General features: G+C 56.8%; 25 protein-coding genes and 1 riboswitch. Of the genes, 11 read left to right on the forward strand and 14 right to left on the reverse strand.

The window, feature by feature from the left end:
* Nucleotides 1-4: 4 nt before the first annotated feature.
* The 4 genes from HALA3H3_RS18415 to malE all read right to left on the reverse strand — a co-directional run bounded on the left by HALA3H3_RS18415 (nt 5) and on the right by malE (nt 5,363).
* Nucleotides 5-1,495 carry a TrkH family potassium uptake protein gene (locus HALA3H3_RS18415; RefSeq protein WP_022523030.1) on the reverse strand — a complete coding sequence of 497 codons (1,491 nt, stop codon included), beginning with the start codon at nt 1,493-1,495 and terminating at the stop codon, nt 5-7.
* Between the two features lie 133 nt (nt 1,496-1,628).
* Complete coding sequence (gene malG, locus HALA3H3_RS18420) at nt 1,629-2,519, reverse strand: maltose ABC transporter permease MalG (protein WP_022523031.1); 891 nt, start codon at nt 2,517-2,519, stop codon at nt 1,629-1,631.
* A gap of 10 nt (nt 2,520-2,529) precedes the next feature.
* Nucleotides 2,530-4,101: a maltose ABC transporter permease MalF gene (malF, locus tag HALA3H3_RS18425; protein ID WP_022523032.1), complete on the reverse strand. Its 1,572-nt coding sequence runs from the start codon at nt 4,099-4,101 to the stop codon at nt 2,530-2,532.
* A gap of 74 nt (nt 4,102-4,175) precedes the next feature.
* The gene (gene malE / locus HALA3H3_RS18430) at nt 4,176-5,363 is read right to left on the reverse strand and encodes a maltose/maltodextrin ABC transporter substrate-binding protein MalE (RefSeq protein ID WP_022523033.1); all 1,188 of its coding nucleotides are present in this window, start codon (nt 5,361-5,363) and stop codon (nt 4,176-4,178) included.
* 291 nt (nt 5,364-5,654) lie between these two features.
* Here malE and zwf point away from each other — a divergent pair, with 291 nt between their 5' ends.
* From zwf to HALA3H3_RS18450, 4 genes are all read left to right on the forward strand, one after another.
* The gene (gene zwf / locus HALA3H3_RS18435) at nt 5,655-7,160 is read left to right on the forward strand and encodes a glucose-6-phosphate dehydrogenase (RefSeq protein WP_022523034.1); all 1,506 of its coding nucleotides are present in this window, start codon (nt 5,655-5,657) and stop codon (nt 7,158-7,160) included.
* A gap of 1 nt (nt 7,161) precedes the next feature.
* A complete protein-coding gene (pgl, locus tag HALA3H3_RS18440) occupies nt 7,162-7,827 on the forward strand; it encodes a 6-phosphogluconolactonase (RefSeq protein WP_022523035.1) in 666 nt (221 codons plus the stop codon).
* Nucleotides 7,828-7,872: 45 nt separating this feature from the next.
* Nucleotides 7,873-8,535 carry a bifunctional 4-hydroxy-2-oxoglutarate aldolase/2-dehydro-3-deoxy-phosphogluconate aldolase gene (locus HALA3H3_RS18445; protein WP_022523036.1) on the forward strand — a complete coding sequence of 221 codons (663 nt, stop codon included), beginning with the start codon at nt 7,873-7,875 and terminating at the stop codon, nt 8,533-8,535.
* A 249-nt stretch (nt 8,536-8,784) separates the two neighbouring features.
* On the forward strand, nt 8,785-10,380 hold the full coding sequence (locus tag HALA3H3_RS18450) for a solute:sodium symporter family transporter (RefSeq protein ID WP_009287074.1): 1,596 nt from the start codon (nt 8,785-8,787) through the stop codon (nt 10,378-10,380).
* 93 nt (nt 10,381-10,473) lie between these two features.
* Here HALA3H3_RS18450 and HALA3H3_RS18455 read toward each other — a convergent pair whose 3' ends face one another.
* The 9 genes from HALA3H3_RS18455 to edd all read right to left on the reverse strand — a co-directional run bounded on the left by HALA3H3_RS18455 (nt 10,474) and on the right by edd (nt 19,856).
* On the reverse strand, nt 10,474-11,370 hold the full coding sequence (locus HALA3H3_RS18455; RefSeq protein ID WP_022523037.1) for an SMP-30/gluconolactonase/LRE family protein: 897 nt from the start codon (nt 11,368-11,370) through the stop codon (nt 10,474-10,476).
* Between the two features lie 15 nt (nt 11,371-11,385).
* The gene (locus HALA3H3_RS18460; RefSeq protein ID WP_258955969.1) at nt 11,386-12,006 is read right to left on the reverse strand and encodes a 2-dehydro-3-deoxy-6-phosphogalactonate aldolase; all 621 of its coding nucleotides are present in this window, start codon (nt 12,004-12,006) and stop codon (nt 11,386-11,388) included.
* 7 nt (nt 12,007-12,013) lie between these two features.
* Nucleotides 12,014-13,012 carry a 2-dehydro-3-deoxygalactonokinase gene (locus HALA3H3_RS18465; RefSeq protein WP_022523039.1) on the reverse strand — a complete coding sequence of 333 codons (999 nt, stop codon included), beginning with the start codon at nt 13,010-13,012 and terminating at the stop codon, nt 12,014-12,016.
* A gap of 3 nt (nt 13,013-13,015) precedes the next feature.
* Nucleotides 13,016-14,164 carry a galactonate dehydratase gene (dgoD, locus tag HALA3H3_RS18470; protein WP_022523040.1) on the reverse strand — a complete coding sequence of 383 codons (1,149 nt, stop codon included), beginning with the start codon at nt 14,162-14,164 and terminating at the stop codon, nt 13,016-13,018.
* 43 nt (nt 14,165-14,207) lie between these two features.
* Nucleotides 14,208-14,927 (reverse strand): FadR/GntR family transcriptional regulator, encoded by a 720-nt coding sequence (locus HALA3H3_RS18475; protein ID WP_022523041.1) that lies wholly within the window; start codon nt 14,925-14,927, stop codon nt 14,208-14,210.
* Between the two features lie 181 nt (nt 14,928-15,108).
* On the reverse strand, nt 15,109-16,059 hold the full coding sequence (locus tag HALA3H3_RS18480; RefSeq protein WP_022523042.1) for a carbohydrate kinase family protein: 951 nt from the start codon (nt 16,057-16,059) through the stop codon (nt 15,109-15,111).
* A 37-nt stretch (nt 16,060-16,096) separates the two neighbouring features.
* Nucleotides 16,097-16,966, reverse strand: a complete 870-nt coding sequence (locus tag HALA3H3_RS18485) for an aldo/keto reductase (RefSeq protein ID WP_022523043.1) — start codon at nt 16,964-16,966, stop codon at nt 16,097-16,099.
* Nucleotides 16,967-17,001: 35 nt separating this feature from the next.
* A complete protein-coding gene (glk, locus tag HALA3H3_RS18490) occupies nt 17,002-17,967 on the reverse strand; it encodes a glucokinase (protein WP_022523044.1) in 966 nt (321 codons plus the stop codon).
* On the reverse strand, nt 17,967-19,856 hold the full coding sequence (edd, locus tag HALA3H3_RS18495) for a phosphogluconate dehydratase (RefSeq protein WP_022523045.1): 1,890 nt from the start codon (nt 19,854-19,856) through the stop codon (nt 17,967-17,969). The genes glk and edd overlap by 1 nt, the downstream gene beginning before the upstream one ends.
* Before the next feature lie 281 nt (nt 19,857-20,137).
* On the opposite strand from edd, the gene cobT reads away from it, so the two are divergent.
* The 7 genes from cobT to HALA3H3_RS18530 are packed head-to-tail and all read left to right on the forward strand — an operon-like array spanning nt 20,138 to nt 25,651.
* Complete coding sequence (gene cobT / locus HALA3H3_RS18500; protein WP_022523047.1) at nt 20,138-21,187, forward strand: nicotinate-nucleotide--dimethylbenzimidazole phosphoribosyltransferase; 1,050 nt, start codon at nt 20,138-20,140, stop codon at nt 21,185-21,187.
* Nucleotides 21,184-22,188 carry an adenosylcobinamide-phosphate synthase CbiB gene (cbiB, locus tag HALA3H3_RS18505; RefSeq protein ID WP_022523048.1) on the forward strand — a complete coding sequence of 335 codons (1,005 nt, stop codon included), beginning with the start codon at nt 21,184-21,186 and terminating at the stop codon, nt 22,186-22,188. The genes cobT and cbiB overlap by 4 nt, the downstream gene beginning before the upstream one ends.
* A complete protein-coding gene (gene cobD, locus HALA3H3_RS18510; RefSeq protein ID WP_022523049.1) occupies nt 22,185-23,345 on the forward strand; it encodes a threonine-phosphate decarboxylase CobD in 1,161 nt (386 codons plus the stop codon). Before cbiB ends, cobD begins: the two co-directional genes overlap by 4 nt.
* Nucleotides 23,342-23,911 carry a bifunctional adenosylcobinamide kinase/adenosylcobinamide-phosphate guanylyltransferase gene (locus HALA3H3_RS18515; protein ID WP_022523050.1) on the forward strand — a complete coding sequence of 190 codons (570 nt, stop codon included), beginning with the start codon at nt 23,342-23,344 and terminating at the stop codon, nt 23,909-23,911. Before cobD ends, HALA3H3_RS18515 begins: the two co-directional genes overlap by 4 nt.
* On the forward strand, nt 23,908-24,678 hold the full coding sequence (gene cobS / locus HALA3H3_RS18520; protein ID WP_022523051.1) for an adenosylcobinamide-GDP ribazoletransferase: 771 nt from the start codon (nt 23,908-23,910) through the stop codon (nt 24,676-24,678). Before HALA3H3_RS18515 ends, cobS begins: the two co-directional genes overlap by 4 nt.
* The gene (locus HALA3H3_RS18525) at nt 24,615-25,274 is read left to right on the forward strand and encodes a histidine phosphatase family protein (RefSeq protein ID WP_053857038.1); all 660 of its coding nucleotides are present in this window, start codon (nt 24,615-24,617) and stop codon (nt 25,272-25,274) included. Before cobS ends, HALA3H3_RS18525 begins: the two co-directional genes overlap by 64 nt.
* Nucleotides 25,226-25,651: a bifunctional adenosylcobinamide kinase/adenosylcobinamide-phosphate guanylyltransferase gene (locus HALA3H3_RS18530; RefSeq protein ID WP_053857232.1), complete on the forward strand. Its 426-nt coding sequence runs from the start codon at nt 25,226-25,228 to the stop codon at nt 25,649-25,651. The genes HALA3H3_RS18525 and HALA3H3_RS18530 overlap by 49 nt, the downstream gene beginning before the upstream one ends.
* 147 nt (nt 25,652-25,798) lie before the next feature.
* On the opposite strand, the gene HALA3H3_RS18535 is transcribed toward HALA3H3_RS18530, so the two are convergent.
* Entirely contained in the window at nt 25,799-26,416 is a 618-nt protein-coding gene (locus tag HALA3H3_RS18535; RefSeq protein WP_022523054.1) for a hypothetical protein, read from the reverse strand.
* 74 nt (nt 26,417-26,490) lie between these two features.
* Nucleotides 26,491-26,712, forward strand: a riboswitch (cobalamin riboswitch).
* The last annotated feature ends 108 nt before the right edge of the window (nt 26,713-26,820 follow it).

Here is a 26,820-nt window from a genome sequence, read left to right on the forward strand (position 1 = left end):
CCGGCTAGCGTCGCCAGAACATTGGAGTCAGCAACACCACAACGGTGAGTATTTCTAATCGCCCCATCAGCATGCCAATACATAGCAGCCATTTCGCTGCGTCGGGGAGGGGGGCAAAATTACCTGCGGGGCCGATGATATCGCCTAGCCCAGGGCCCACATTGGTGACTGCGGTGGCGGCACCGGAAAGAGCGGTGACTAAATCCAACCCCAGGGCAGAGAGGCTCAACGCCAGTGCCGCTATGGTGATAAAAAAGAAGAACGAGAAGGCCACTACGCTGCGCGAGATATCACTGGTGACCGGCTGATGGTTATAGCGAGTGGTAAACACACCATTGGCATGGATGAGGTAACGCAACTGGTTAAGCAGCATTAAAGAAGCAATCTGAAACCGGAAGATTTTCATTCCGCCGCTAGTAGAGCCGCTGCAGCCGCCCACAAAGGTCAGGTAGAAAAAAGCGACCACCGGCAGCGCCCCCCACTGGGTGTAATCATCCGATGCATAGCCGGTGGTGGTTACCACTGAAATAATGTTAAAGGTAACGTGGGTGAGCGATTCAAACCAGTTGTCGCCCTGGGTGATGCGCCAGACACTGAGTAGCAAAATCGCGGCCATCAAGAGCTTTAACAGCCCAAGTACCTGCTGATCGTTCCATAGGGCACTGCGCGACCCGCGTATAAAACGGATATACAGTACAAAGGGAAGCGCACCGCTCAGCATGAAAAAACTGGCCATCCACAGCAGCCATGGCTGTTCGCTATAGGCGCCGAAGGAAGCGTCGGAATTGGCAAAGCCGCCGGTAGAAAGCGACGTCATACCATGTACGGTGGCGTCTAAGAGCGTCATCCCGCCGAACCAATAACTACCAATCGCGACCAGGGTTAGGCTGACATAGATCGTTAGCGTCGCTTTGGCAATACCGCCAGTGCGTGGCATCACTTTATCCGACCAGTCGGACGACTCGGTGTGAAACAACCGCATACCACCTACTTTAAGAAACGGCAAAATCGCAATACCCATGACGATAATGCCGATGCCGCCCATCCATTGCATGAGCCCTCGCCATAGCTTCAATCCATCGGAAAAGTGCTCAATACCGACCAGAATCGTGGATCCCGTCGTAGTTATCGCTGATACCGATTCAAACACCGCATTGGTGAAGGTTAACTGTGGGGCGCCCAGCACCAGCGGCAGGCTGGCAAAACCGCTAATGGTGACCCAACTGGCGGCGGTAAGAATAAACATCTGCCATGGCTTCAACTCTAAAGCTGTGCGATAGGTGAGTAACCAAGTAAGCGCTGCGGCGCCAAGTACAATCAGAATGGAAACACCGAAGGCGGGTGCATCAGGGTCTCTCTCAATTAGCAGTACGACGAAAGGCACCATCATGAACAGCGCTAGCACAACCCAGAGAATCGAAATAATTTTAAAAACAGGTGCCCAGTGCCGATACGCATTCCTGCTACGGTAAAACCATGGTGTGAATGGAGTCATATGCCCAGCTCGCCGTTTAGTATTCTTAATATTTGCTATGACACCATGACCTTCCATAAAAAGTCTGTAAAAAAACAAAAAAACCCAGCACTCTGCTGGGTTTGGGCAAGCTAGTTAAACACCTTCGTTAGATTTAACCTTTAACGCCCCCGGCGGTTAATCCACCAATAATCCAACGCTGGCAGATCAGGAACGCCACGGTGATTGGCAGCCCCGAGAGCACGGCAGCGGCGGCGAAGTCGCCCCAGCGCTGATTATGGTCGGCCAGGTACTGCTGGGCGCCCACCGCCAGGGTGAGCTTATGCTCATCCACTAGCAGCACCGACGCCATGGGGTACTCCATGATGCTCATCACAAACGCCAGGATGAACACCACCATCAGAATCGGCACCGACAGCGGCAGCAGGATGTAGCGAAACGCCTGCCAAGTGCTTGCCCCGTCCACCATGGCGGCTTCTTCGAGCGACCCGTCGATGGATTCGAAGTAGCCCTTGATCGTCCATATATGCAGCGCCACTGCGCCCAGGGAAGCGACAATCAGCGCGCCGTGGGTGTTTATCCCTAGCCAGCCGACGAACTGACCCAGCCGGTCGAACAGCGCGTAGAGTGCCACCAGCGACAATACTGCTGGGAACATTTGGAAAATCAGCATGCCTTTCAATAGCGGCTCCTTGCCCTTAAAGCGCATGCGGGCAAAGGCGTAGGCACTGGTGGTGGCAAGCATCAAAATCAGCAACGAGGACACCACGGCGACTTTGATCGAGTTCCATAGCCACAGCAGCACGGGGAAGGGCGGCTGGATCACGCTGCCGTCGGCGCGCTCCCAGGGAATACCCAAGGCCAGCGACCAGTGTTCAAGAGAGAAGCGCTCGGGGATCAAGCTCCCCGAGGCAAAGTTGCCCTCGCGAAACGAGATTGAAATCACCAACAGCAGCGGAAACACGATCAGTGACACAAAGCCGATCAGCGCCAAATGCGCGCCCCATCGCCTTGCGCGAATGGAGCGGGGTTGAACCATCGCCATCGTAAACCTCCTAAACCTTAACCTTGGAAAGCCGCAAATTAACCACCGACATGCCCACCACCAGCAGGAAGATCAGCGTAGCAATGGCTGCCGCCAGACCGAAGTTCTGACCGGCATCCTGGAAGGCGATGCGGTAGGTATAGCTCACCAGCAGGTCGGTGGTGCCCGCGGGCGTGCTGGCACCCAGAATGTCTGGGCTGCCCCCAGTGAGCAGCGCAATCAGTACAAAGTTATTGAAGTTGAATGCAAAGGCGGCGATTAACAGCGGCGTGAGTGGCTTGATGATCAGTGGCAGAGTGATCTTCATCAGGTTAGTGATCGGCCCGCCGCCGTCTACCGCCGAGGCCTCGTACAGATCGCCGGGGATCGACTGAATCAGCCCCATGCACAGCAGCAGCATGTAGGGGTAACCCAGCCAGGTATTGACGATCAGCAGCATGGTTCGGGCTAGCCAGGGGTCGGTAAACCACTCCGGCGAAATGCCGAACAGTGCCTCCAGAATCATGTTCACCTCACCAAAATGCTGATTGAACATGCCTTTGAAAATCAGAATCGAAATAAACGCTGGAACCGCGTAGGGCAGTATCAGCAGCGTCCGATAGACCGCCTTGCCCTTGAGCTGATCCCACTGCAGCAGCGAGGCGAGGACAAACCCCACGGCCAGGGTGAACAGTACGGTGAGCCCGGCAAACACGAAGGTCCAGACAAAAATCTGCATAAACGGCCCGCGTATATCCGGGTCGGTGAAAATCTTGGTGTAGTTGGTGAAGCCCACGTTCACCGGCCACCCGGGGGTGATGCGTTCTCCGTTTTCGGTGACGAAAAAGCCGATATCGTTGTCCGGCGTCAGCACCTGATCCTCTTGCCGATCATAGAGGCTGCCGTTGTCACGCATCTCATAGCGGTCGATCATTGGCGCGAACTGGCGCAGACCCGCCATACGCAGCTCGGTGCCCCCGGGCGTTTGCAGGCGCAGCGCCTGGAGGGCGTCGCGGGCCTGGATTGCTGCGCGCATGGGAAGCGGCTCACCTTCGGGCGGGGTGTCTACGGATTGGGTTGGAACGCGACGAACTTCGCTGTTAGTTAGGTTGAGCGCGGCGGATAGTAGCCGGTCGTTGTCGCCCGCAGGGGCGTCGCTTTCCAGGTAAAGGCGCACCAGCTCGCCTTCCTGGTAAAGCGAATAGGAAAAGGCAGCGCCTTCTGCCTGGTAGGTTTGATTGGTCAGTTGTGCGCGTACGCGCTCCTGGCTAAGCAGATTGTCCGAGCTGTAGTTGCTGAAGCTGATGCCGACGGTATACACCAGCGGGAAAATGACAAACACGCCAAGCCCGGCCACGGCAGGGAAAATATACCGGTGGCTCATCAGCGAACGTCGGCTGAACACCACGCCCAGCGACGTGCCAAGCACCAAAAAAAGCAGCGCAAATACCCACTGGCCGTGCATGTAAAAGGCCATCACCAGCCAAAGCAGGGCCAGTACCATCAGCCCGATCAAGCTGCGCATTGCCCAGCGGGAATAGCGTTCGGCCAGATGGCGAGAGCGGTGGCGGGGCAAGCCCCGCGAAGCATTCGTGGTAAACATGAAAGATGTCCTGCGAAACTGCCCAGCCTTGCCAACGGAGTGCCATGGCCGGGCAGTGAAGGAAAGGCGAGTGGCTACTGACGCATACGCCGCGCGGCGGCATCCAGCGCTTCCTGAGGTGATTGACGCCCGCTGCCGATGTTTTGCAGCGCGGGCTCCATGGCTGCCCAAAAGGCGCCCATTTCGGGAATGTTCGGCATCGGCATGCCAACTTCGGCGTTTTCAAGCGTGGCGGCAATATTGGGGTTGTCGGCCAGTTCCGCTTGATAGTCGATGTGGGCCACGGCCCCCAGCGACCCATCGCTGTTGAAGGTGCGCATACCCTCCTCGCTAAGCAGGTAGTTTTCCAGGAACTCGACGGCCAGGAAATCATTGGGTGAGGCCGAGTTGATCATTGCCGTCATAACGCCAAACATGGGCTTGGCACGTTCGTCGCCCACCTTGGGCAGCAAGGCGACGCCGTAATCAATGCCACTGCGCTCAAGGTTTGGCCAGGCCCAGGGGCCGCTGATCATGGTTGCTACTTCGCCCTTGTTAAAGCGATTATCCATGATGCTGTAGTCGGTACCTCGCGGCACCACGTCGCTTTCGATAAGCTCGACTAACAGCTCTGCACCTTGCACGGCACCTTCGTTGTTAACGCCAATATCGGTAACGTCGTAGCCTGCGTCAGTTTGTTTAAACGGGTAGCCCCCGTTCGCGGCTAGCAGCGTCCAGCCGTAGTAGGGCTCGCTGTAGTCGAACAGGATGGCTTTTTTACCCTCTTGGGCAAGCGTCTTGTCCAGCTGCATTAACTCGGCAAAGCTCTCCGGCGGGGTGTCCACCAAGGCTTTGTTATAAATGAGACCGAGTGATTCCACTGAAATGGGGTAGCCGTAGGTTTCGCCATTCCACAGGGCAGCTTCCCAAGAGAAGTCATAAAAAGACTCACGGAAGCTGTCACTAGGCGCTATCTGTTTTAATAGGCCGCTTTGTGCCCACTCGCCAATCCGGTCGTGGGCCCAGATTACGATGTCCGGCCCTTGACCACTACCTGCCGCCTGTTGAAAACGGTCTGTCAGGTTATCCGGAAAGACCACCTCAACTTCTATGCCCGTCTCTTCAAGAAACTGATCGGCCAGCAACTGAATGCCTTCCTGGCCCTTGTTGTCGCCCATCCAGATCGTTAGGCGGTCATCTTCGAACGCGAAGGCTGGCAGGGTAGCGCTGGCAGCCAGAGTGGCTGTCAGTAGCGGTCTGATAAAGTAGCGTAGCGTTGCCATCGAGTAATAACCTCATTGTTGTTGTGGTCATTTATTTATCAACTGCCGCAGAGTGGCCAATTATGCGCAAGGTCACCTCCTCCTCAGGGGGCGTAGCAGTGGCGTATATCAAGGGCGTAGAGTAAAAGTGGAAGGAGAAGGATTGATATGAAGTGCTGAGTGCGTTGATAGAGCAGAAACCGTGGTTATTTTGTAGTAAAATTACACGAATTATTGCGTATAATGCCCCCTTTACGGTAGATTTTAGGTAATCTAACTACATTAGATGCCTAATTATAAACAGGAGTGACGATGAGCCAGTCCACTGCTTCCCAAGGTGCACCGCTGGGCGATCCGAATCACGCTATTGATTTAGCGCTGTTTGGAGCGCTGGGTGATCTTGCCATGCGCAAGCTATTTCCTGCCTTATACCATCTTGATCGCGAAGGCTTGATGCCTGAAAGCACGCGCATTATGGGACTGGCTCGCCATGAGCACGACGCTGCATCGTTCCGAAAAATGGTTAACGACGCGCTGCAGAAACGGCTAAAAAGCAGCGAGCAGGATAAGCAGAGCCTCGAGCGTTTTCTCGCCCGCCTAGATTATTTAAAACTCGATTTTTCCAGCGTTGAAGGTTACGACGCCATTCGCCAGTGGCGAAAGGGCTCACCGCGCCCAATGGTGGTCTATCTTTCCGTTGGGGCACCTATTTATGGCGATATCTGCCGTCACCTGCAGGCCAGTAAAAGCCTGGACGATGAGTCCCGCGTGGTGGTTGAGAAACCCATCGGTTACGACCTGCACTCCTCGGTTGAAATTAACGACGCTATCGGTGAAGTGTTCCCCGAGTCGCGGATTTACCGCATCGACCACTATTTGGGCAAAGAGACCGTACAGAACCTGATTGCCCTGCGTTTTGCCAACCCGCTGTTTGGCACCCAGTGGAACCAGAACAATATCTCTCATGTGGAAATTACCGTTGCCGAAAAGGTAGGTATCGAAGGGCGCTGGGGCTATTTCGATGAGGCGGGTCAGCTACGCGATATGGTGCAAAACCACCTGCTGCAGCTGCTGTGCTTAATCGCCATGGATCCGCCCTCTAACCTGGATGCCGATGCCATTCGCGATGAAAAGGTCAAGGTGCTTAAAGCACTTAAACCGTTTGTGGGCGAGGCGCTTGGTCGCGATGTAGTACGAGGTCAATATATCGCGGGCACTAGCGATGGCCAGTCGGTGCCGGGTTACCTGGAAGAAGAGGGCGCCAACACCCAGAGCCAGACCGAAACCTTTGTGGCCATGAAAACCGAAGTGGCTAACTGGCGCTGGGCAGGCGTGCCGTTCTACCTGCGCACCGGTAAACGGATGCCGGAGAAGCTCTCGCAGATCGTTATTCACTTCCGTCAGCAGCCCCACTATATCTTCGACCCGGATCAGCGCGGCATCGCCTCTAATAAGTTGATTATTCGCCTGCAGCCGGAGGAGGGTATTGCCCTGCAAGTATTGACCAAAGATAGCGGTTTGGATAAAGGCATGCGCCTGCGCCCGGGTCCGCTGCATTTGGACTTCAACAGCGCATTTCCCAAATCGCGGATACCCGATGCTTACGAACGCCTGCTGCTCGAAGTCATGAAAGGCCAGCAGTACCTGTTCGTGCGTCGCGATGAAATTGAACACGCCTGGCGTTGGTGCGACCAGCTCATCGATGGCTGGAAAAAACGCGACATGCCCCCGCGTCGTTATCCCGCAGGCTCTTGGGGGCCAGTCGCCTCCATCGCCATGATTACCCAGGATGGCCGCAGCTGGTACGAGGATTATTAATATGAGTCAAGCACGCCAACAGTTGGCCGAGCAGCTTGCCGAAGCCGTGTTTCAGGGTCTGCAAGACGATTTGAACCACCAGGAACGCGCCCTGCTGGTGGTTTCTGGTGGTTCTACGCCAGTGCCTTTTTTTAAGGCGCTGGCGGCCAAATCGCTGCCCTGGGAGCGGGTAGATGTAACGCTGGCCGATGAGCGTTGGGTAGACGAGCAGAGCAGCGATAGCAACGCCAAGCTGGTGCGTGAGCATCTGCTACAGGGCGAGGCATCGGCAGCCACTTTTATACCGTTAACTTGCAGCGCGGCTACACCTGAAGAGGGCGTCGATGAAGTTGCCAAGCAAGCAGAAACGCTAGCGTGGCCTGCCAGCGTGGTGATTCTAGGCATGGGCGGTGATGGTCATACGGCGTCACTGTTTCCCGACAGCCCTGAATTGACCCTGGCACTTGCCACGGAGGAGCTGTTAGTGGCGGTCAGAACGCCTAGTCAGCCGCAACCCCGGATTACTTTTTCGGCCGATCGCCTGCATCAGGCACGGCGGCATATTCTGCATATCACCGGCGATGATAAACGCGCCGTATTGGCCAAGGCACTAAGTGGCGACGATGTTCGTCAACTGCCTATTCGTGCCTTTTTAACCTGCCCACTGGCCATTTATTGGGCGCCTTGAGCGCTAACTGCCTTAGCCAATAATAAGTTGCTTGGAGACTCACTAATGACTATCGACAAACAGTTACCTTCTACACGCACTGCAGAGCTGGATAGCATCTGCTTGAAAGCCGAGGTGATTCCGGTCATCACTATCGAGCGTTTGGAAGATGCGGTACCGCTAGGCCGCGCCCTGGTAGAGGGTGGCTTAACCGTATTGGAAATTACCCTGCGCACTGACTGCGCGCTTGAAGCAGTGAAGCGTATGCGTGAAGCGTTGCCCGGTGCCAGCATTGGCGTGGGCACGGTGCTGACGCCCGCCCAGTACCGCCAGGCCGAGCAGGTTGGCGCTGACTTTGTAGTAACGCCAGGCGCCACGGAAGCCCTCTATCGTTACGGCGTTGAAAGCCCGGTGCCCATGCTGCCGGGGGTCTCGACAGTTTCTGAGCTAATGACCGGCTGGCAGTACGGTTACCGTCGGTTCAAGTTCTTCCCGGCGGAATCCAGCGGTGGAGCCAAAGCTATCAAAGCGTTTGGCGCGCCGATACCTGAAGCCCGCTTCTGTCCCACTGGCGGTATCACCGTCGACAACGCCGATGATTATCTATCGCTGCCCAATGTGATGTGCGTAGGTGGCTCCTGGCTAACACCCAAAGCAATGGTGGAAGCGGAAGATTGGGATGGCATCCGTGAGCTGGCCCGCCAGTCCGCGGAGCGCTTTCATCACTAAATAGGCATCCACTAGCAACCCGTCGCGGGCCGCATAAATGCATACCCTAGTTATGGTTTTAACCATTACTAGGGTTTTTTTATAGTGAAGTTTTGTCATTCGCGTATCGTAACCGCCTGCGTACGACCAAAGACGTATAACGGGCTATATTCAGCTCAATTAAAATGACGGCAAGATTTGTCTGACATTTCGCTATTCGCGCATACATAAAGGTGCGTGCCACTTACAATGATGATGAGGTGAGTCAAAATGCACGCGTTGACCTTGGCGTCCTTCCTGTTTTTTACAGGGCTTGTCGCCTTTATCACTTGGCGGATCACCCGCCGAGATGACCACTCAAGCACCAGCGGCTACTTTCTTGCCGGACGTACGCTAACCTTCCCGCTGATTGCCGGCTCTCTATTGATGACCAACCTCTCCACCGAGCAAATGGTGGGGCTCAATGGGGCGGCCTTTTCTGATGGTTTAAGCGTAATGGCCTGGGAAGTGGTCGCGGTTATCGCCCTAGTGGCGTTGGCGCTATTCTTCCTTCCGCGGTTTTTGAAAAGTGGTATTGCCACGCTGCCGCAGCTTCTCGAAATTCGTTTCGATAAAACGACTCAGCTAATCACCAATATCATCTTCTTGATTGCTTACGCGGTGATTCTGCTACCGATCATTCTCTATTCAGGTGCCATCGGCCTGCAGGGCATGCTCGACCTACAGGGGTTAACCGGCATTGAGTCGTCTACGACGCTGCTTTGGCTAACGGTGTGGATCGTCGGCATTATCGGTTCGGTGTATGCCCTGTTTGGTGGCCTGCGCACGGTTGCAGTTTCCGACACGCTCAACGGCGTCGGGCTGTTGATCGGCGGTTTCGTGATCGTCTATTTCGGCCTGCAGGCCGTGAGTGACGGCAGCGGCATCATGGAGGGTTGGAACATCCTCAAAGAGAGCGACCCGGATAAGCTGAATTCGATTGGTGGTGCTGATCAGCAGGTGCCGTTCTTTACCCTGTTTACCGGCGTTTTCCTGATTAACCTGTTCTACTGGAGCACCAACCAGCAGATTATTCAGCGTACCTTTGCAGCCAAAAACCTTGCCGAAGGTCAGAAGGGCGTGCTGCTGACCGGTCTCTTCAAGCTGCTGGGACCGCTCTACCTAGTACTGCCCGGCATCATTGCTTATCACCTTTATGCCGATCAGGGCGTGCGTGCCGATGAAGCCTACGGTCATTTGGTTTTTAACGTACTGCCGCCGTACCTCACCGGGTTTTTCGCTGCGGTGATGGTCGGTGCGATCCTGTCGTCGTTTAACTCAGCGCTTAACAGCACCACCACGATTTTCAGCCTGGGCATCTATAAAGGTGTGCTGAATAAAGAGGCCACGGAAGAGCAGGTGGTTAAATCGGGTAAAGTGTTTGGCTGGATCATGGCCATTCTCACCATGATCATTGCGCCACTGCTGGCAGGTCAGGAGAGCCTGTTTGGCTACCTGCAGAAGATGAACGCGATTTACTTTATTCCGATTCTTGCCGTGGTGCTGGTCGGGCTGCTAACCAAACGTGTTCCGCCAATGGCGGCCAAAATCGCCCTGATCGGCGGCTGCTTATTGATCGCCGCCGGTTACTTTGTGCCACCGTTTACATTGCTGCCGCAGATCATGCACGAGTTCCACTTCGTGGCGCTGGTCTTTGTATTACTGGTGGCGGTGATGCTGATTATCGGCAAGGTGCGCCCAAGGGAAACCGACTGGATTCAGGAGCACAGCGGCGATGTGGATCTAACACCCTGGAAAGGGGCGGTACCCGCCGGTATCGTTTTGGTCGTGTTAGTGATCGTTATGTATATTAGCTTTGCTGGCTGATTGCCCGCCTTGTAGGTAATAGGTGAAGCCGTAACAGAAAGGCCCCGCTAGTATCCGCTAGTGGGGCCTTTTGCTGGGAGGTTCGTGGGAGAGTTATGCCAGACGTAGCGGCGGTTCGGCTAGGCCTTTGATGCCGGTTTCGACCACATAGAGCGAGCCTGCGGTGGGCTCTTGGGCCAGCTGCTCAGCACTGAATCCCTCTTGCGCCGTGGTGATATACAGCGTTTTCAGATCAGGGCCTGCAAACGCCGGGCAGGAGGGTTGGCTGACCGGCAGCTCGACGCGGCCTATTATTTCACCGTTAGGATCCAGACGAACGACCTGCCCAGCCCCCCATAGCGCAAGCCATAGGCAGCCTTCGCTATCCATTACCGCGCCATCTGGATTACCTTGGCTGGAGAAAAAGTCTGCCCAAGGCTGCGGCTCGCCTTGCGGCCAGCCGTCGCTATCCAGCGCCCAGCGCATCACTACACCCGTCACGGTATCGGTAAACCACGCAAACTCACCATCTGCGGAGAAGCAGATGGCATTGGGAATCGTTAGGCCTGAACGCAGCCGCGAGAGCTCGCCGCGATGCAGGCGGTAAAGGCTTCCAGCGCCTCTTTCAGCGCTTTTACCCATGCTGGAGAGCCACAGGCTGCCGTGGCGATCAATGCGGGCGTCATTGCTGCGGGTGATAGGGTTATCGGCCTCGAAATCACTCAGCTTTTCGATACTGCCGCTGCTTGGGTCGAAGCGGCTTAAACGGTCTTCACCGACTAACAACAGGCCACCTTCAGCAAGGGGCGCTGCCAGAGACACCCGATGATCGAGCTGATAGTGGCCGCTTTCCCCGGTGGCGGGGGATAGCCAGTGCAGCTGTTTTTCAAGAATGTCGCACCAATAAAGGCGCTGATTTTTGGCGTCCCACTGCGGGCCTTCACCCAGGGTGCAGCGGCAATCGACCGCTAACTCGGCTTGCCACGTTGAAACACTCATATCGGTATTCATTATTGTTGGTTCTCCTTATTGTTCTCCTGCTAACCAGGCATCGACGAGGGCTTGAGCTTGTTTCCCCACCTGAGAGGCGCTTTGGCCAGGTTTGTATAATGCGCTGCCCAGACCTGCACCATCGACACCCGCTGCGCGCCATTCGGCGAAGTTATCGACTCCAGCGCCGCCGACGGCATACAAAAGCGTGCCTGCCGGTAGCACGGCGCGTACTGCTTTCATTCCTTCTAAGCCTACCTGCACCGCGGGGAAGAGTTTAAGCCCGGTGGCGCCTGCATCCAGCGCATCGAAGGCCTCAGAAGGCGTCACAATACCCGGCCAGCTGGCCATGCCGAGCTTATGGGTTTCTTCAATCACCGCTGGCCGACAGTTGGGAGAAACGATTAAGCGCCCACCAGCAGCGTGAACTTCACGCACCTGAGCCGGAGTGAGCACCGTACCCGCACCAATGACCGCACGCTCACCAAATGCGTCGACCAAGCGGCGAATGCTTTCCAGCGGGTTGGGTGAGTTAAGCGGTACCTCAATCTGGGTGATACCCGCGGCCAGCACCGCTTCCGCGACATCCACGGCCTCATCAGGCGTTACACCGCGTAAAATTCCAATCAGTGGCAGCGACATAGCCAATTTCTCCATGCTTAATTTATTTTAACGCGCGATGGGCGAGGCGCAGGCCCGCTAAGACGGCGGTGTCGCCATCCACATGTTGTGTCTGATAGCCCATCGCATTGAGTGCCAACGTGTAGCGCTGGCTCAGCGTTTGGTTGCCAATCAGCGTGATTGGCTTATCGCTGGGGCATTCACGGCAGGCGCCAGCAAGCTCAAGGCCAATGGCGAGCCCAGAGAGCCTGGCCGCAAGAACGGCCCCGCGCGTGTCGCCAGCAGGTAGCCGGCCATCGAGTAAATCTTGCGCGCGCAGGCCGAACAGGCGGCTACTAAAGGTTTCGGGGGCTTGATGAATCTCGCTGACGGCCGAAATAAAAGCTTCACGGCAAGCTGCATCGTTAAGATCATCCCTAGCCGCTGAAGGTGATAAAACGGAATGCTTCAGCACCGACTGGTTGGCGAGCAGTTGGTAAAGCTCGCCGGTCAGGTAGGTCGAAAACCCGCTCACCGCGCCCGCTTCCAGGGTTGCCCATTTGGCGTGGGTACCCGGCAAACAGGCGAGACCCGTAAAGTCAGGTGTGTCAGCGACGAGGCCTGCTAACTGGGTCTCTTCGCCACGCATTACATCAAAGTGAATTGCGGTACCGCGGGTTTGGCTTAAACCAGGCAGCAGGTAAACACCTAGCTGGTCACCCGTAAGCGTTGGCGTCACTGCGCCTTGGCTAAGCTGGTCAAGCCGCGTGGGTACCGGTAAATAGGCGGCTTCCAACCATCCCTGGCGAGCGCCTGCCATACCGCACACCATCGCCTTAGTCGTGCCGGTGGCGGGTAGCCAATCGCCCACCAGTCGCAGCAGCTCGGCCTCGTACTCGTCGGCCTTCAGCGCCAGCATGCCTTTGTCGCTACTGGCTTGGGCAATCACTTGGTCGTGCTGATCCAGCCCCCAGGCACGCAGATTGCTGGAGCCCCAGTCCACGGCAATCCAGGTCAGCTGATGTGCTATTTCAGGCGTTTCACTCATCACGGTTGATCCCATGGTTTACCACTCCGCAATCGAGCCATCTTCATGAGTCCAGACCGGGTTCCTCCAGCGGTGGCCCACCTTGGCGCGCTCCTCAACGAACTCTTCGTTGATCTCGACACCCAGGCCTGGGCCTTGGGGAATGGCGCAGAATCCATCTTCAATGGCGAGGGCGGATTTATCGACCAGGTAATCGAGTACGTCGTTGCCCTGGTTGTAGTGAATGCCCATGCTCTGCTCTTGGATAAAGGCGTTGTGGCTGACCGCATCCAGCTGTAAAGACGCAGCCAAGGTTAATGGGCCCAGCGGGCAGTGGGGCGCTAAGGCGACGTCATAGGCGGAGGCAAGGGCGGCGATTTTGAGACCTTCGCTAATGCCGCCGCAGTGGGAAATATCCGGCTGGATAATGTCGATCATGCCATCGGCCAGCAGGTCGCGGAACTGAAAACGGGTATGCAGCCGCTCGCCGGTGGCTAGCGGGTAGCCAAGCCCGCCAGCAATATCCTTCAAGCAGGGCAGATGTTCGGGGGCAACCGGTTCTTCCACAAACATGGGGTGAAAGGGTTCTAGCTCGCGCAGCAGTGCTTTGGCCATAGGGCGGTGCACGCGGCCATGGAAGTCGATGCCGATGCCTACATCTGGCCCAACGGCGTTGCGGGCTTCTGCCACCCGGGCAACGGCTTCATCGACCTTGCGGTGTGAGTCGACGATTTGCAGCTCGGGGGTGCCGTTCATTTTGAAGGCCGTGAAGCCTTTTTCGACCAGCGCTTTAGCGCCAGCGCCCACGTCGCTGGGGCGGTCACCACCCGTCCAGGCATACATGCGCATTTTGTCGCGCACGGCACCGCCTAATAACTGATGAACGGGCACACCCAGGTCACGGCCTTTAAGATCCCACAGCGCCTGGTCAATACCGGCAATCGCGCTCATCAGAATAGGGCCCCCACGATAAAAACCGGCGCGATACATGATGTTCCAAAGATGCTCGATGCGGTGAGGGTCTTGGCCGATCAAGTAGTCAGAGAGCTCGTGCACGGCGGCTTCAACGGTTGCCGCGCGGCCTTCAATCACCGGTTCACCCCAGCCGTAGCAGCCTTCGTCAGTCTCAATTTTAAGGAACAGCCAGCGCGGAGGAACTTGCCAGGTCTTGAGTTTGGTAATTTTCATGTTCGGTCATCCTTCTGAATAGATAGTATTCATTGCGTAATGGTCAGCTGACGATGCCAAGGTCGATGGCCGTGCGGCGCAGCACTTCTCTTGCGGCGGATTCTGCGGCGCTGGCATCGCGGTTGCGGATAGCGTCAAGCACCTGGCGGTGGCGGGCTAGGCTGTCGTCTAAGGTGTCAGTGCGGTGTTGCGAGCGGTGTATTAGCGCCATGATCGAAGGGCGCAATAAATGGCCCATTTGCCGCCAGACTAAATTGTGGCTGGCCCGGTAGGTGGCGTCGTGAAAAGCGACATCGTACTCGGCATGCTCAGCACGCGCTTCAACACTGCCTGCGCTGCTCTCCATGCCTGCATAGGCGCTCTCCAGACGTTCTATGTCTTCAGCCTGAGCTGCCTGGGCAGCGAGTCCTGCGACCACCGGTTCAGCAGAAAAACGAAAGGCGTAAATGGCCCTTACCAACTGCGGGTCAAGGTTGACCAGCCCGGTCATCCATTCGCTCATCAGTGGGTCGAGTAGATGCCAATCGCCCATCTCGCGAACCAGCGTGCCACGGCCCGCGGTGCGCTCTAATAAACCCGCAGCGGTGAGACTGGTGAGTGCGTTACGCACTTGGTTTCGGCTAACGGCAAAGTGTTTGCCGATATCCAGCTCACGGGGGAAAACATCACCTGGCTGCCAATGGCCTGCCAGCAGGGCCTGGGCGAGTAAACGGGCTAACTGTTCAGCGCCACCCTGGTGGGGCGGTAGAGCGTCTAGCGTCATCGTTCATCTCTTGTTCTTTATTGGATAAACCCTAGTCTAGTAAATGTCTGACATTTCCACAAGCGAGCCTCTTTAGACAAAAGTCCGAATTAGATTGGCGACGAGTCGACCCCTAAGAAGCATAAAAAAAGCGCGCCTGCGTGGGGCGCGCCATTTGTTAATGGGTTATAGCTCTACTTAGTTAGCCAATAATATCCGCTCGCGTTGGCAGCGCTGCGTAAGCGCCTGGCCGGGTGACCGCATGGGCGCCACAGCGGCAGGCGGTATTCACTGCGCTGAGTAGAAAATCCGTATCGCTCTGCCAGTGTTCATTGATGCCATGGGCCGAGAGCTCCGCCAACAGCCCGCCAATAAAGGCGTCGCCTCCGGCGGTGGTGTCGACCGCTTCCACTTTGGGTGGCGCAATGCGCTGGTCGATGCCGACGCCTTTGATTACGACATCATTGGGGCCGTCGGTAATCAAAATAACTTTTACCCCTGCCGCAAGCCGCTCTGAAAGCCACGATTCTGCAGGATGATCAGCGCGCAAGTAGTCGAGCTCTTCCTGGGAGAGCTTGAGCAGCTCAGCGCCGTCTAGCAGTTGCGTGACTAAACTGGCATCCGCTTCGCCGCCGGGCCACAGGTTGTGGCGTAGGTTGGCATCTACACTGACCAGGCAGCCTGCGCGCTTGGCCATGGTGGCCATCGCGAGGGTAACGTCGGCGATCTCTGGGTCGGTCAGGCTGTTACTACACAAGTGCAGAATGGCAGGGTTCTCGAAGACGCCATGGGGTAAATGCTCAAGGCGATAAAGCAAGTCAGCAGCGGGCGGGCGATAGAAATCAAAGGTGCGTTCGCCCACGTCATCCCGGGAAACGAACGCCAGCGCCGTGCGGGCTTCTTGGGTAAATACCACGCCGCTGGTGTCGACACCGTGGCTTTTGAGTTCACGCACCAAAAAATGCCCGAACGTATCGTCGCCCATCATGCCTAAAAATTGGCTAGGAACGCCCAAGCGGGCGCAGGCGACCGCCACGTTAGCGGGAGCACCACCGGCGTAGGGTGTAAAGGTTTCCTGGGCATCTGTAGCCGCCCCTAAACGGCTGGAGAGCATATCAACCAGCGCTTCCCCAAACGCGATAACTGGCGTCATTATTGGCTCCTTGGTGTAATTGTTTGCAAAGACGGGTTTATGCCACGCAGTGGCCGCGGGCGGCTTCCAGCAATTCATACCACACTTCTCGGGGTAGCGTGGCAGGGCCCTTTAGCATGTCGCTGATTCGGTCAGGTTTAATGCTGCCAATCACCGGTACTGGCGAGTTAGGAAGACTACGCAGCCATGCCAGCGCTAAAGCGCTGGGGGAGCTATCAAGCTTTGCCGCCCACTTAGCCAAACATTCGCCAACGGCGTCTTGCATCAGTTGCCCGCCTGCCAGAGGCGACCACGCCATGGGGGCGTGGCCATCGGCACATAGATCATCAAAGCTGCCGTCAAACAGCGGCGTTGTGTGGGTAATCGAGAGCTCGATTTGGTTGGCTGATAAGCGGTGATGCATGGCGCCCTGCAAGCGCCGCCACTGGCTGGGCAGGTGGTTGGAAATCCCCGCAGCGCCAATTTTGCCGGCTTCAATGGCGTCGTCCAGCGCGCGGCCGGTCGCTTCTGCGTTCATCAGCAGATCGGGACGATGAATCAGGAAATGGTCGAGGCGTTCGACATTCAAACGCACAAGTGAGGCATCAATGGCACTATTAAGATAAGCAGGGCTAGCATTGTAGTGCTTTACCTTACCCGAACCGGGGGCGGGGTTGTCGTTAGCGATGCTCGCTTTAGTGACGACATTGACCCGCTGAGCCAGGGTAGGGCGCGCCCGTAGCGCGGCGCCAAAAAGCGTCTCCCCTTGGCCGCTGCCGTAAATGTCCGCATGGTCAAACCAGTTAAGGCCCTGCTCCAGGCGCGCTTCGATCCATTCTGCTAATCGCTCGGGTTCGTGCATGGCGGGTGTTTCGTGCAGACGCATCATGCCGAGTAAAAGCGGCACATCAAAGGTGGCGGCGGGCATAGCAGGTTCCGTATTGATGTTGTTAGAAGTTGTGATCAGAAAACCTCTTCGTTATGCAGTGCTTCGGCGGCACCTAACAGGCCCGTCCAGGGCGCAGTCACCACCCACACGGGAATGTCAGCGTTATAAGCGCCCATACGGCCTTTATTGACAAAGGCGGCGCGCAGCTCGCTTTTTGGCAGCCACTCAAGCAAGCGCGGGAGAATACCACCGCATAGATAAACCCCACCCCTTGCGCCCATGGTCAAGGTGGCGTCGCCGCACACATCGCCAAGAATTTTTAGAAAGCGCAGCAGGGCAGTAGTGGCGAGGCTATCGCCTTCATTGGCCGCTGTGGTCACCTCGGCTGGGCTAGTTAAGTGCGGCTCAATTCCTTCAAGGGTGCAGTAGGCTTGGTAAAGCTCCAATAAACCCTGACCGCATAAGATGCGTTCTACGCTCACCCGTTTGTGGCGCTGCAGAAATACATCCAGCAGTGCCTGCTCGGTACTATCCGTGGGGGCAAAGGTGACGTGACCGCCTTCGGTGGGCAGCGGAATCCAGGCGTGTTGCCCAGGAAATACCCCGGCAACGCCCAGCCCAGTGCCTGGGCCGATAATTAAGCGTGTGGAGTGTGCCTGGGTTTGCCCCGGCTGAACTTCGACCAAATCATTGGATGCCACATGGGGGACGCCCAGCGCCTGGGCGGTAAAGTCGTTGATGACCTTGAATAGCGATAGATTCAACTGTTGCTGAACATCGCTTTTCAAAAAATCCCAATGGTTATTGGTCATTTTGACCCGTTCAGCGTGAACGGGGCAGGCGAAGGCTAAACACGCCTCTTGGGGCGCGTTGTCACCCGTGGCGCCCACGCGCCCCAGATAATCCTGCACCGCTTCCACGACGCCGGGGTAGTCGGCGCAGGGTAGGTTCAAGATATCGTGTGGGGTTATTTCACCGGGAGAGACCAGCGCCAAGCGTGCGTTGGTTCCCCCGATATCGCCGATGAGTGCCGGTCGCATCAGGCATCCTCTTCTGAGATTTGCCCCTGCTGACGGGCGAGATCATCGGCTTCAAAGCCACCGAATACACCAGCGCCTTCTTCACCGCGCATGGCCAGGTGGCGGAAGCCTCCAAACAGCTCGCGACCCAAGCCCACGTGGTAGTGATCCAGGTTGCCAATAGCCAGTTCCCGTTTAGCCCAGGTGGCGGGGTCGACTTTGGCTTCGAGCGTACCGGCGTTGGCATCCAAACGTACAATATCGCCATCACGCAGTTTGGCCAGCGGGCCGCCGTCCAGGGCTTCGGGGCTCATGTGAATGGAGGCGGGTACTTTGCCTGATGCACCCGACATGCGGCCATCGGTGACCAGTGCCACTTTAAAGCCACGATCCTGCAGCACGCCCAGGAAGGGGGTTAGCTTATGCAGCTCGGGCATGCCGTTGGCTTTGGGTCCCTGGAAGCGAACCACCACAATCACGTCGCGATCCAAGTCGCCGGATTCGAAGGAGGCCTTCATTTCGTTTTGATCTTCGAAGATCTTCACCGGCGCTTCTACCACGCGATGCTCTTCCGTCACTGCGGAGACTTTGATCACACCGCGACCCAGGTTGCCTTTCATGACCGTCAAGCCACCCGTCGGCGCGAACGGTGTCGCTACTGGGCTGAGCACGTCTTCATCAAGGCTTTTTTCGGGGCCTTCGTGCCAAACGATTTTGCCATCTTCAAGGAACGGCTCTTGGGTGTAGGCGGTTAGGTCGGTGCCGAATACGGTGGGAATATCGCCGTGAATCAAGCCCGCGCCCAGCAGTTCGCGGAACAGATAGCTCATGCCACCTGCCGCTTGGAAGTGATTGATATCGGCTTGGCCGTTGGGATACACCCTCATCAGGCTGGGGGTGACCGCTGAAAGATCGGTGAAATCGTCCCAGTTCAGGGTAATGCCCGCAGCGGCGGCCATGGCGATCAGGTGCATCGTGTGGTTGGTTGAACCACCGGAAGCCAGCAAGCCCACCACGGCGTTAACAATCGCGCGCTCATCAATCTGCTTATAGAACGGGCGGTAGTCGCCACCGGGTTCGGTGTTGCGGATCGCCTGCTCGGTGGCATAGCGTGTCAACGCTTCGCGCATTTCGGTGCCAGGGTTTACAAAAGAAGTGCCGGGCAGGTGTAGGCCCATCATCTCCATCATTAGCTGGTTGGAGTTGGCGGTGCCGTAGAACGTACAGGTGCCGGGGCTGTGGTAAGAGTCAGACTCGGCTTCGAGCAGCTCAGCACGGCCAACCTTGCCCTCGGCATAGAGCTGGCGAATGCGCGCCTTCTCTTTATTGGGTAAGCCGCTGGGCATGGGGCCCGCGGGTACAAACATGGCGGGCAGATGGCCAAAACGCGCCGCGCCAATAAACAGACCCGGCACGATCTTGTCGCACACGCCCAGATAAAGCGCGGCATCAAACATATTGTGCGAGAGGCCTACAGCGGTGGCCATGGCAATCACATCCCGGGAAAACAGCGATAGCTCCATGCCCGGCTGGCCCTGGGTGACACCGTCACACATGGCCGGAACGCCACCGGCAAACTGGGCGGTAGAACCCATGGCACTGGCGGCTGCTTTAATCGTTTCAGGAAACGTCTCAAACGGCTGGTGCGCCGAGAGCATATCGTTATAGGACGAGATAATGCCCAGGTTGGCGCTATTCATTAGCTTGAGTTCGTTTTTATCACGCGGGTTACAGGCCGCGAAACCGTGAGCCAGGTTGCCGCAGCTTAGCTCAGCACGGTGCACGCCACGTTTGTGCTGGTCAGCCATGCGCCGCTCGTAGAGGGCGCGACGCTCAGCAGAACGCTCACGAATGCGCTGGGTAACCTCAGCAACGGTGGGGTTTAACGTAGCAGGTGTTGAGCTCGGCATAGGGACCTCTGCATGATAGAGACGGTGAGTGAAGCTTGTAGTTATTTTACATTTTTTGGCGTCGAAATAAGAGACTTTACGGCAATAAAAACCACATTTGTAGTTTTATTACTCGAATGTGAGGTGGCAAGTACGCCACGCCAAATATCTAAATAAAGCCTTAACATCCTGACAGGGTGGAAGACCCGCTAATGAAATAGCAAGTATAGCACTCAGGCTTTTGCTACCATTTTGCGCTTTGCCTTTGAATGTTTGATGACCCCTAGTGGGCTGGAGCCTGCATGCACGCCATTGTTGACCACATTCAGTCAGTTGATCTTAATGCCGGTGAAGAAACGCATCGTTACTTGGATACGTTGACCAAGCCGCCAGGTAGTTTGGGTGCCTTGGAAGAGCTGGCTATTCAACTGAGCGCCATAACCGGTGAACTCAAGCCCAGCGTGACGCCGCCTGCGGTGGTTGTGTTTGCCGCCGATCACGGAGTTGCTGATGAGGGGGTGTCAGCTTTCCCCCAAGCAGTGACCGCTCAGATGGTGGCCAACTTTGCCAACGGTGGGGCGGCGATTAATGTCTTCGCCCGTCAGATAGGCGCGCAGGTCGAGATTGTGGATGTGGGCGTTGCTTCGCCTTTAACACTGCCTGGGGTGACCTCCGCCAAGGTGCGCTATGGCACCGCCAATATGGTGTTAGAAGACGCGATGCAATGTGATCAAGCCATAGCCGCGATTGATGTGGGTATTGCGGCCGTTAATCGAGCAAAAAGGGCAGGTGCAAAGTGCATTATGGTGGGTGAAATGGGCATCGCCAATACCACTGCCAGCAGCGCAATGTTGGCGGTGCTGACGGGTGAGTCAGTGGCAAGCGTGGTGGGCGCCGGAACCGGGATTAACCCTCAGCAGCAGGCGTACAAAGTGGCGGTGATTGAACGCGCTATTGCTGCGCGCAGCGCTGACCCTCAGGTGCCTTTAGAGGTGCTGGCCAAGTTGGGTGGTCTGGAAATAGCCGCTATGACCGGTGCTTATCTGGCAGCAGCAGCCCAGCGTTTACCGGCCATTGTGGATGGCTTTATTGCCACCGTCGCAGCGCTAACCGCTTGCCGTCTATGCCCCGCCGTTCGTGGCTATCTGATTTTTGGTCATCGCTCCCAGGAGCCAGGCCATGATGTGGCATTAAAAGCGTTGGAGGCCAAGCCGCTTCTCGATATGGGCATGCGGCTAGGGGAAGGCAGTGGTGCTGCGCTGGCGTATCCATTGCTGCAAGCGGCGACAGCGATGGTGGCGGAAATGGCTACCTTTACCGATGCCGGTGTTAGCGATAAGGCATCACCATGATCCCAGGCGCCACTTTTGGCGGTATTGTGCTGATCATCTTCGCGACCGCCATTGATTTAGTGGTTGGCGATCCGCGCTCATTGCCACATCCGGTGGTGCTGATGGGGCGCTTTATCAGTGCTTTTGAGCGGCTGTGGAATCGTGGAACTGCACAGCAGCGCAAAGTTAGTGGCTTCCTGCTAACCATTATTGTCGTCGGTGGTGTATGGGGTATTAGCGGGCTAACGCTGGCGCTGCTGGAACGCTTGCACCCAGGGCTAGCGCTGATCGCCGAGCTTTGGCTGCTCTCTACTACGCTGGCGATCAAAGGTCTGGGCGATGCGGCCCGCGCCGTGATCCAACCGCTTACTCAAGGCGATTTGCCTGCTGCCCGCAAGGCGCTGGGGATGATTGTCGGCCGCGATACGCAAAATCTAGACGAAGCGGAGATTACTCGGGGCACGGTGGAAACCGTGGCGGAAAATACCGTTGACGGCATCACTGCACCGCTATTTTTCGCGCTGATCGGCGGGGCGCCGCTAGCGCTGGCGTACAAGGCAGTCAATACTCTTGATTCGATGGTAGGCTACAAAAACCAGCGCTATGCCAATTTTGGCTTTGCCTCTGCCAAGCTGGACGATCTAGCTAATTGGGTACCGGCACGCTTAACCGCGCTGTGTCTATGGCTCGCAGGCTTGCTATTAAGCCTTTCAGGTGTTGTACGATTGCGCTGGCAAGGCGCACTGTGGGGCACCTTCCGCGATGCACCGCGCCACCCCAGCCCCAACGCCGGTTGGCCAGAAGCCATAGTGGCCCGTTTGCTCGGCGTGCAGCTGGGCGGCACCAATTTCTATGCAGGCGAGGCCTCACACCGTGCGACCTTGGGCGAGCCGCTTGAGCAACTGCGTGTTGCCCATATCAGCACCACACTTTGTTTAATGTACGGCGCCTGGATACTGTTTATGTTGCTGCTTGCTGGGGTAATAGCTGGATTGATGTTTATGCTGCGAGGATCGCTATGAATACTCCTCTATTGCCCAACGCTCCATGGCCCAGCTCTCCATGGCCCAGCCATGGCGGCCAGGCCGAGACACTGCTGGCCCATTTCGGCTTGCCCACCGATCACCGCCTGGACGACTTTAGTGCCAACCTTAACCCCTTGGGGCCTCCGGCGTGGGTTAGCGATTGGCTGGCTAAGCAACTGGTAGGTCTTGAACGCTACCCCGCGCCGAATTACGCCGCTGCACGCCAGGCCATCGCCACCCATCACCAGCTTCAGCCCGAACAGGTATTGCTCACCAACGGTGGCGCTGAGGCTATTTTCCTCGCCGCCGCGCTGCATGCGGGTAAGCGAGCGGCGATTATTACCCCAAGCTTTGGCGAGTATGCCCGCGCTTGCCGCGCCCATCGGCTTTCAATCAGCGAGATCGCGCTGCCCGCGCCGCACTTCACGCTGGACATAGACGCGCTAACGGCTGGGCTTAACGACATCGATGTGCTGTTTCTATGCCGCCCCAATAATCCGACCGCTACGCTTATCGATATTTCAGCAATGGAAGACCTGTTGAATTACACCGCTGTGATGGATTGTCGCGTTGTGGTCGACGAAGCCTTTATCGATATGGTGGGTGAGACGCTGGGCGAGACGTCACAAGAGGCGTCGCTGGCACCGCTACTGGCGCGCTACCCGCATCTGCTGCTGCTCCACTCAATGACCAAGTTTTATACCCTGCCGGGGCTCCGGCTGGGCTACCTGCTGGCGGATGCGACCACGGTTCAAGCGGCACAGGATCATCAGCCACCCTGGAGTGTCAACCACCTCGCGGCTGAACTGGTGGCGCCACTATTGGCAGATGATGCCTTTGCCCGGCGCACCCAGCGGTGGTTGGCTAGCGAGCGCTCGCGCATGGCTGAGGCGCTTGCTCAACTAGGGCTGGAAGTCGTGCCCAGCCAGGCGTGTTTTTTTCTTATCCGGCCCAGTGCCGCGCAGGCAATCACCAGCGATGCGTTATTTGAGCAGCTGCTACGCCGGGGTATTTTAGTGCGTCATACCCATAATTTTGCCGGGCTCAATGGTGATTGGCTGCGGGTAGCGCTGCGCGATGCCCCTGCTAATCGACGGCTGATAAGCGTGTTGAAGCATGTTTTGGAAAATATTTTGGAAAAAGGAACTGCATGATTGTCTTCGTTAGCGGCGGGGCGCGTTCCGGCAAAAGTGATATCGCCGAGCAGCTAGCAGTTAGTGCAGCAGGCAGTTCGCCCTGTTACTACTTAGCCACCGCAGACATATACGACGACGAGATGGCTGAGCGGGTGGCGCGTCATCGTCAATCCAGGCAAGGGCAGTGGCACACCGTTCAATGGAAAACGCTAGAGGCACCGCTGCATATTGATCAATCGATTGCCCAGGTGCCTGATGGTGGCGCCGTGCTGCTGGACTGCTTAACGCTATGGGCCAGCCAAGTCCTGTACGCCAGTAAACTAAGCGAAGAAGAAGGCTTCGCGTTGCTAGTAAACGCACTGGCTGATGCCCGCGCACGCAGCCTTTATCTAGTGATTGTCTCCAATGATATCAACGAAGCTCTGCCGCCTACGGATGCTGAAACCTGGCGCTATCTGGCATTTCTACAGCGGGCTCACTGCTGGATAGTGGCAGAGGCCGATTCTGTACTCGAAGTCGTCGCAGGCTGTGCCATTAAGTGGAAGCATCGGCAGTGGAAGCATGAGAAGGAGGTAAACGTTTGAAAAATGCCTTGTTCGGTGTGTTGCTGGCGCTGCAGTTTCTGACCCGGATTCCGATTCCTATAGCCGTTCCCTGGACGCCCGCTACCCGGCGCTGGGCAGTGCGCGCCTATTCATTAGTGGGGTTGATGATAGGGAGCGTGCTGGCGTTAACAGCGTTTTCTATGCACAACGTTCCCACGCCGATCACCGCTTTGGCAGTACTAAGCGTGTGGGTGGCGCTCTCGGGTGGGCTGCATTTGGACGGCGTGATGGACATCGCCGATGCCCTGGGCAGCAATCAGCCCCTGGCGCGCCGCTGGGAGATCATCAAAGACCCGCAAATTGGCAGCTTTGGAATGCTGGCGCTAGTGTTTTTGCTCGCCTGGAAGGGCGTTCTGCTATGGGCGTTGCTGGCCTATCAGGCTCCCTTGTGGTGGCTGTTGATGCTGCCTGCGCTAGGGCGCTGGGCTGGCGTTGCATTACTGGTGCTAACGCCATGTGCCCAGCAGAAGGGCTTGGCGTGGAGTTGGCAGCAATCGCTTAGCGGCCAGGATGTGGCACTAGCGCTGGTGCCGATTGTGTTGATAGCCCTGTTAGCGCCCGCGATAGTGTTGATGATGCTAACGGTTACTGTTTTCGTGTTACTAATCCGCTGGCTAATGTTGCGACTGTTTAACGGCATTAACGGCGATATGGTAGGCGCTACCATCGAAGGAGGAGAGCTTTGGCTACTGGTCTTACTGTGGAGCTGGTGGCAGTTCGCCACGGTATCACCGCTTGGAATTTAGAGCGCCGTTATCAAGGCCAGCAGGACATTCCGCTGTTGTTTCCCGAGGCTGAAGATGGGTTGCTGGCACTGCGTGACGCACTGGCGCATGAGCGGTTCGATGCTATCTATTCAAGTGATCTTAGTCGCTGCCAGCAAACCCTGGCGTGGGCTGACGTCGCCAAAGCTGGCGTGCCGCTTGTCCTTGAGCAACGCCTGCGTGAGCTCGATTTTGGCGAGTACGAAGGCAAAGTTTACGATGAGCTGAAAGACTTACCCCATTACCGTGCCTGGATTGATAGCGTGGGCGAGCTGCAAATTCCCGGCGGAGAATCGGCGGCCCAACTGCGTGAGCGTTTAGGCGCTTGGTTGCATGATCTGGCTCTGGCTACGAATGGCCGCGTCGACGGCCATAAAAAGATTCTGGCCGTCACCCATGGTGGCGTGATTCGTGAGCTGCGCCGCCGCTTTGAAACGATTCATTTCTGGGACGGTACCGTGCTCCAAGCCCAAGGCAGGCGCTGGCAGCTTATTTATCAGCAAGACGACCATGGAAAAGGGGAATGGCAATGCAGCTCTTCATCGGCGGTGCCTGCGCTGGCAAACGTGACGCTGTAACCGCACGCTTTCCCACCGCAAACGGGTGGCGGCTTGATGCTGCTAAGCCCTTCAGCGATAGCCAGCAAGCGCTCGTAGCCGACATGCCGCTTGTTATCACAGGTGTGCTTGAATGGCTTAGCGTTGCACTTGAGCGTGACGATAACGATGCCCTGCGCCAGCAGTGGCAGAGCGATATGGCAGCACTCTGCCAGCGCGCCGAAGAGCTAAACGCACCGTTAATCATCATTGCCAACGAAGTTGGCCGTGGGATTGTGCCCATGCAGCCCGAGCAGCGCCGCCTGCGCGATCTTAATGGCTGGTTTGTTCAGGATTCCACTGCCCAGGCTGAACAGGTGTGGTATGTCCGGCATGGGTTGGTAATGGCGGTTAAGTAGTTAGAAACCTCTGATTAACTACTGCGCTTGACCATACAGCGTTAAAAATCGCCTCAAAATGCTCATTTACAACCTGTAAACTCCGCTTTTTCGTTGATTTTTGCCTTGTCTGGCCTGCGCTCATCACGTTAATCAGAGGTTCCTTAGCTAAGCTTGGCTCCGCCAGCGCTGCCAGCCAATCATCAGCAGATGCACTGGCAGGTAGACTATTACGGGCCAGAGCAGCGAGAGTAGAAACAGATAGAGCAACGGGTTGAGGCTGTCCTGGGGTTGGCCGAAGGGCCCATGCACCCAATTGATATTGCGCTCGGCTTCGGTAAGCAGATAGGTCAATGGCACCACAATCCAGGTTAGTAGGGTCTGCCACAGCAGGGCGCGGCGTGCATAGCCAAGCCTGGCTATGCCGATGCCAGCCACCAGCGGCAGTACCACGTGGTAGAGCGACATGGCTCGCGCCATGAGGGGATGCTCCGGGTCAAACATATACTCGGTGCCGCCGATAGGATGCACGCCAGTGAGCGCAGCCGTGGCGACGTCCAGGCTCCATAAACTGCCGACCAGTGCCACCGCTAGCCATTGCATCGACATCAGAGTGCGCTGCTCGCTCCACAGTGCCACCAATAGCAGAAAACTTGCCACATTACACAGCCAAAAGAAGTTCTGCGCTCCCAGCAGCACTACGTAGCTTGGTGCCCAGACCAGGATCCACAGTGTAAAAGCCAGCTTTAACCAGCGTGGCACACCGGCTGCCGAGAAATCGATCATGGCCTTCTCCTGTTCCGTGCACTGCCTTTACTCTAGCAGCTCATCATGAATTGACCTCTCTTGGGCAAGTTGCTAGCTTACGCCCACTCTCAGGTGCTGGCGGTGGATTAAAGCCGCTAGTGAAACGGGAAGTTGGTGAACGCTTTGCGTGATTCCAACGCTGCCCCCGCAACGGTGATCGAGATAAGAACGGCTAAGACGCCACTGTGCTAACGCACGGGAAGGTGGTCGTTCGGAAAGAATGAAGACATCTTTCGCTCGTCAGCCCGGAGACCGGCCCGAGAGTAATGGTTCAACCTGAACCGATATATGCCGAGGCGCGGTGGGTGCTCTCAGGGCGATTAACGGTGGCGCGATGCGATCATACAGCGCGACCGAGACTCCCTTGTTTGATCCTCCGTTCG

The sequence above is a fragment of the Halomonas sp. A3H3 genome (genome assembly GCF_000982975.1).
Lineage (GTDB): Bacteria > Pseudomonadota > Gammaproteobacteria > Pseudomonadales > Halomonadaceae > Vreelandella > Vreelandella titanicae.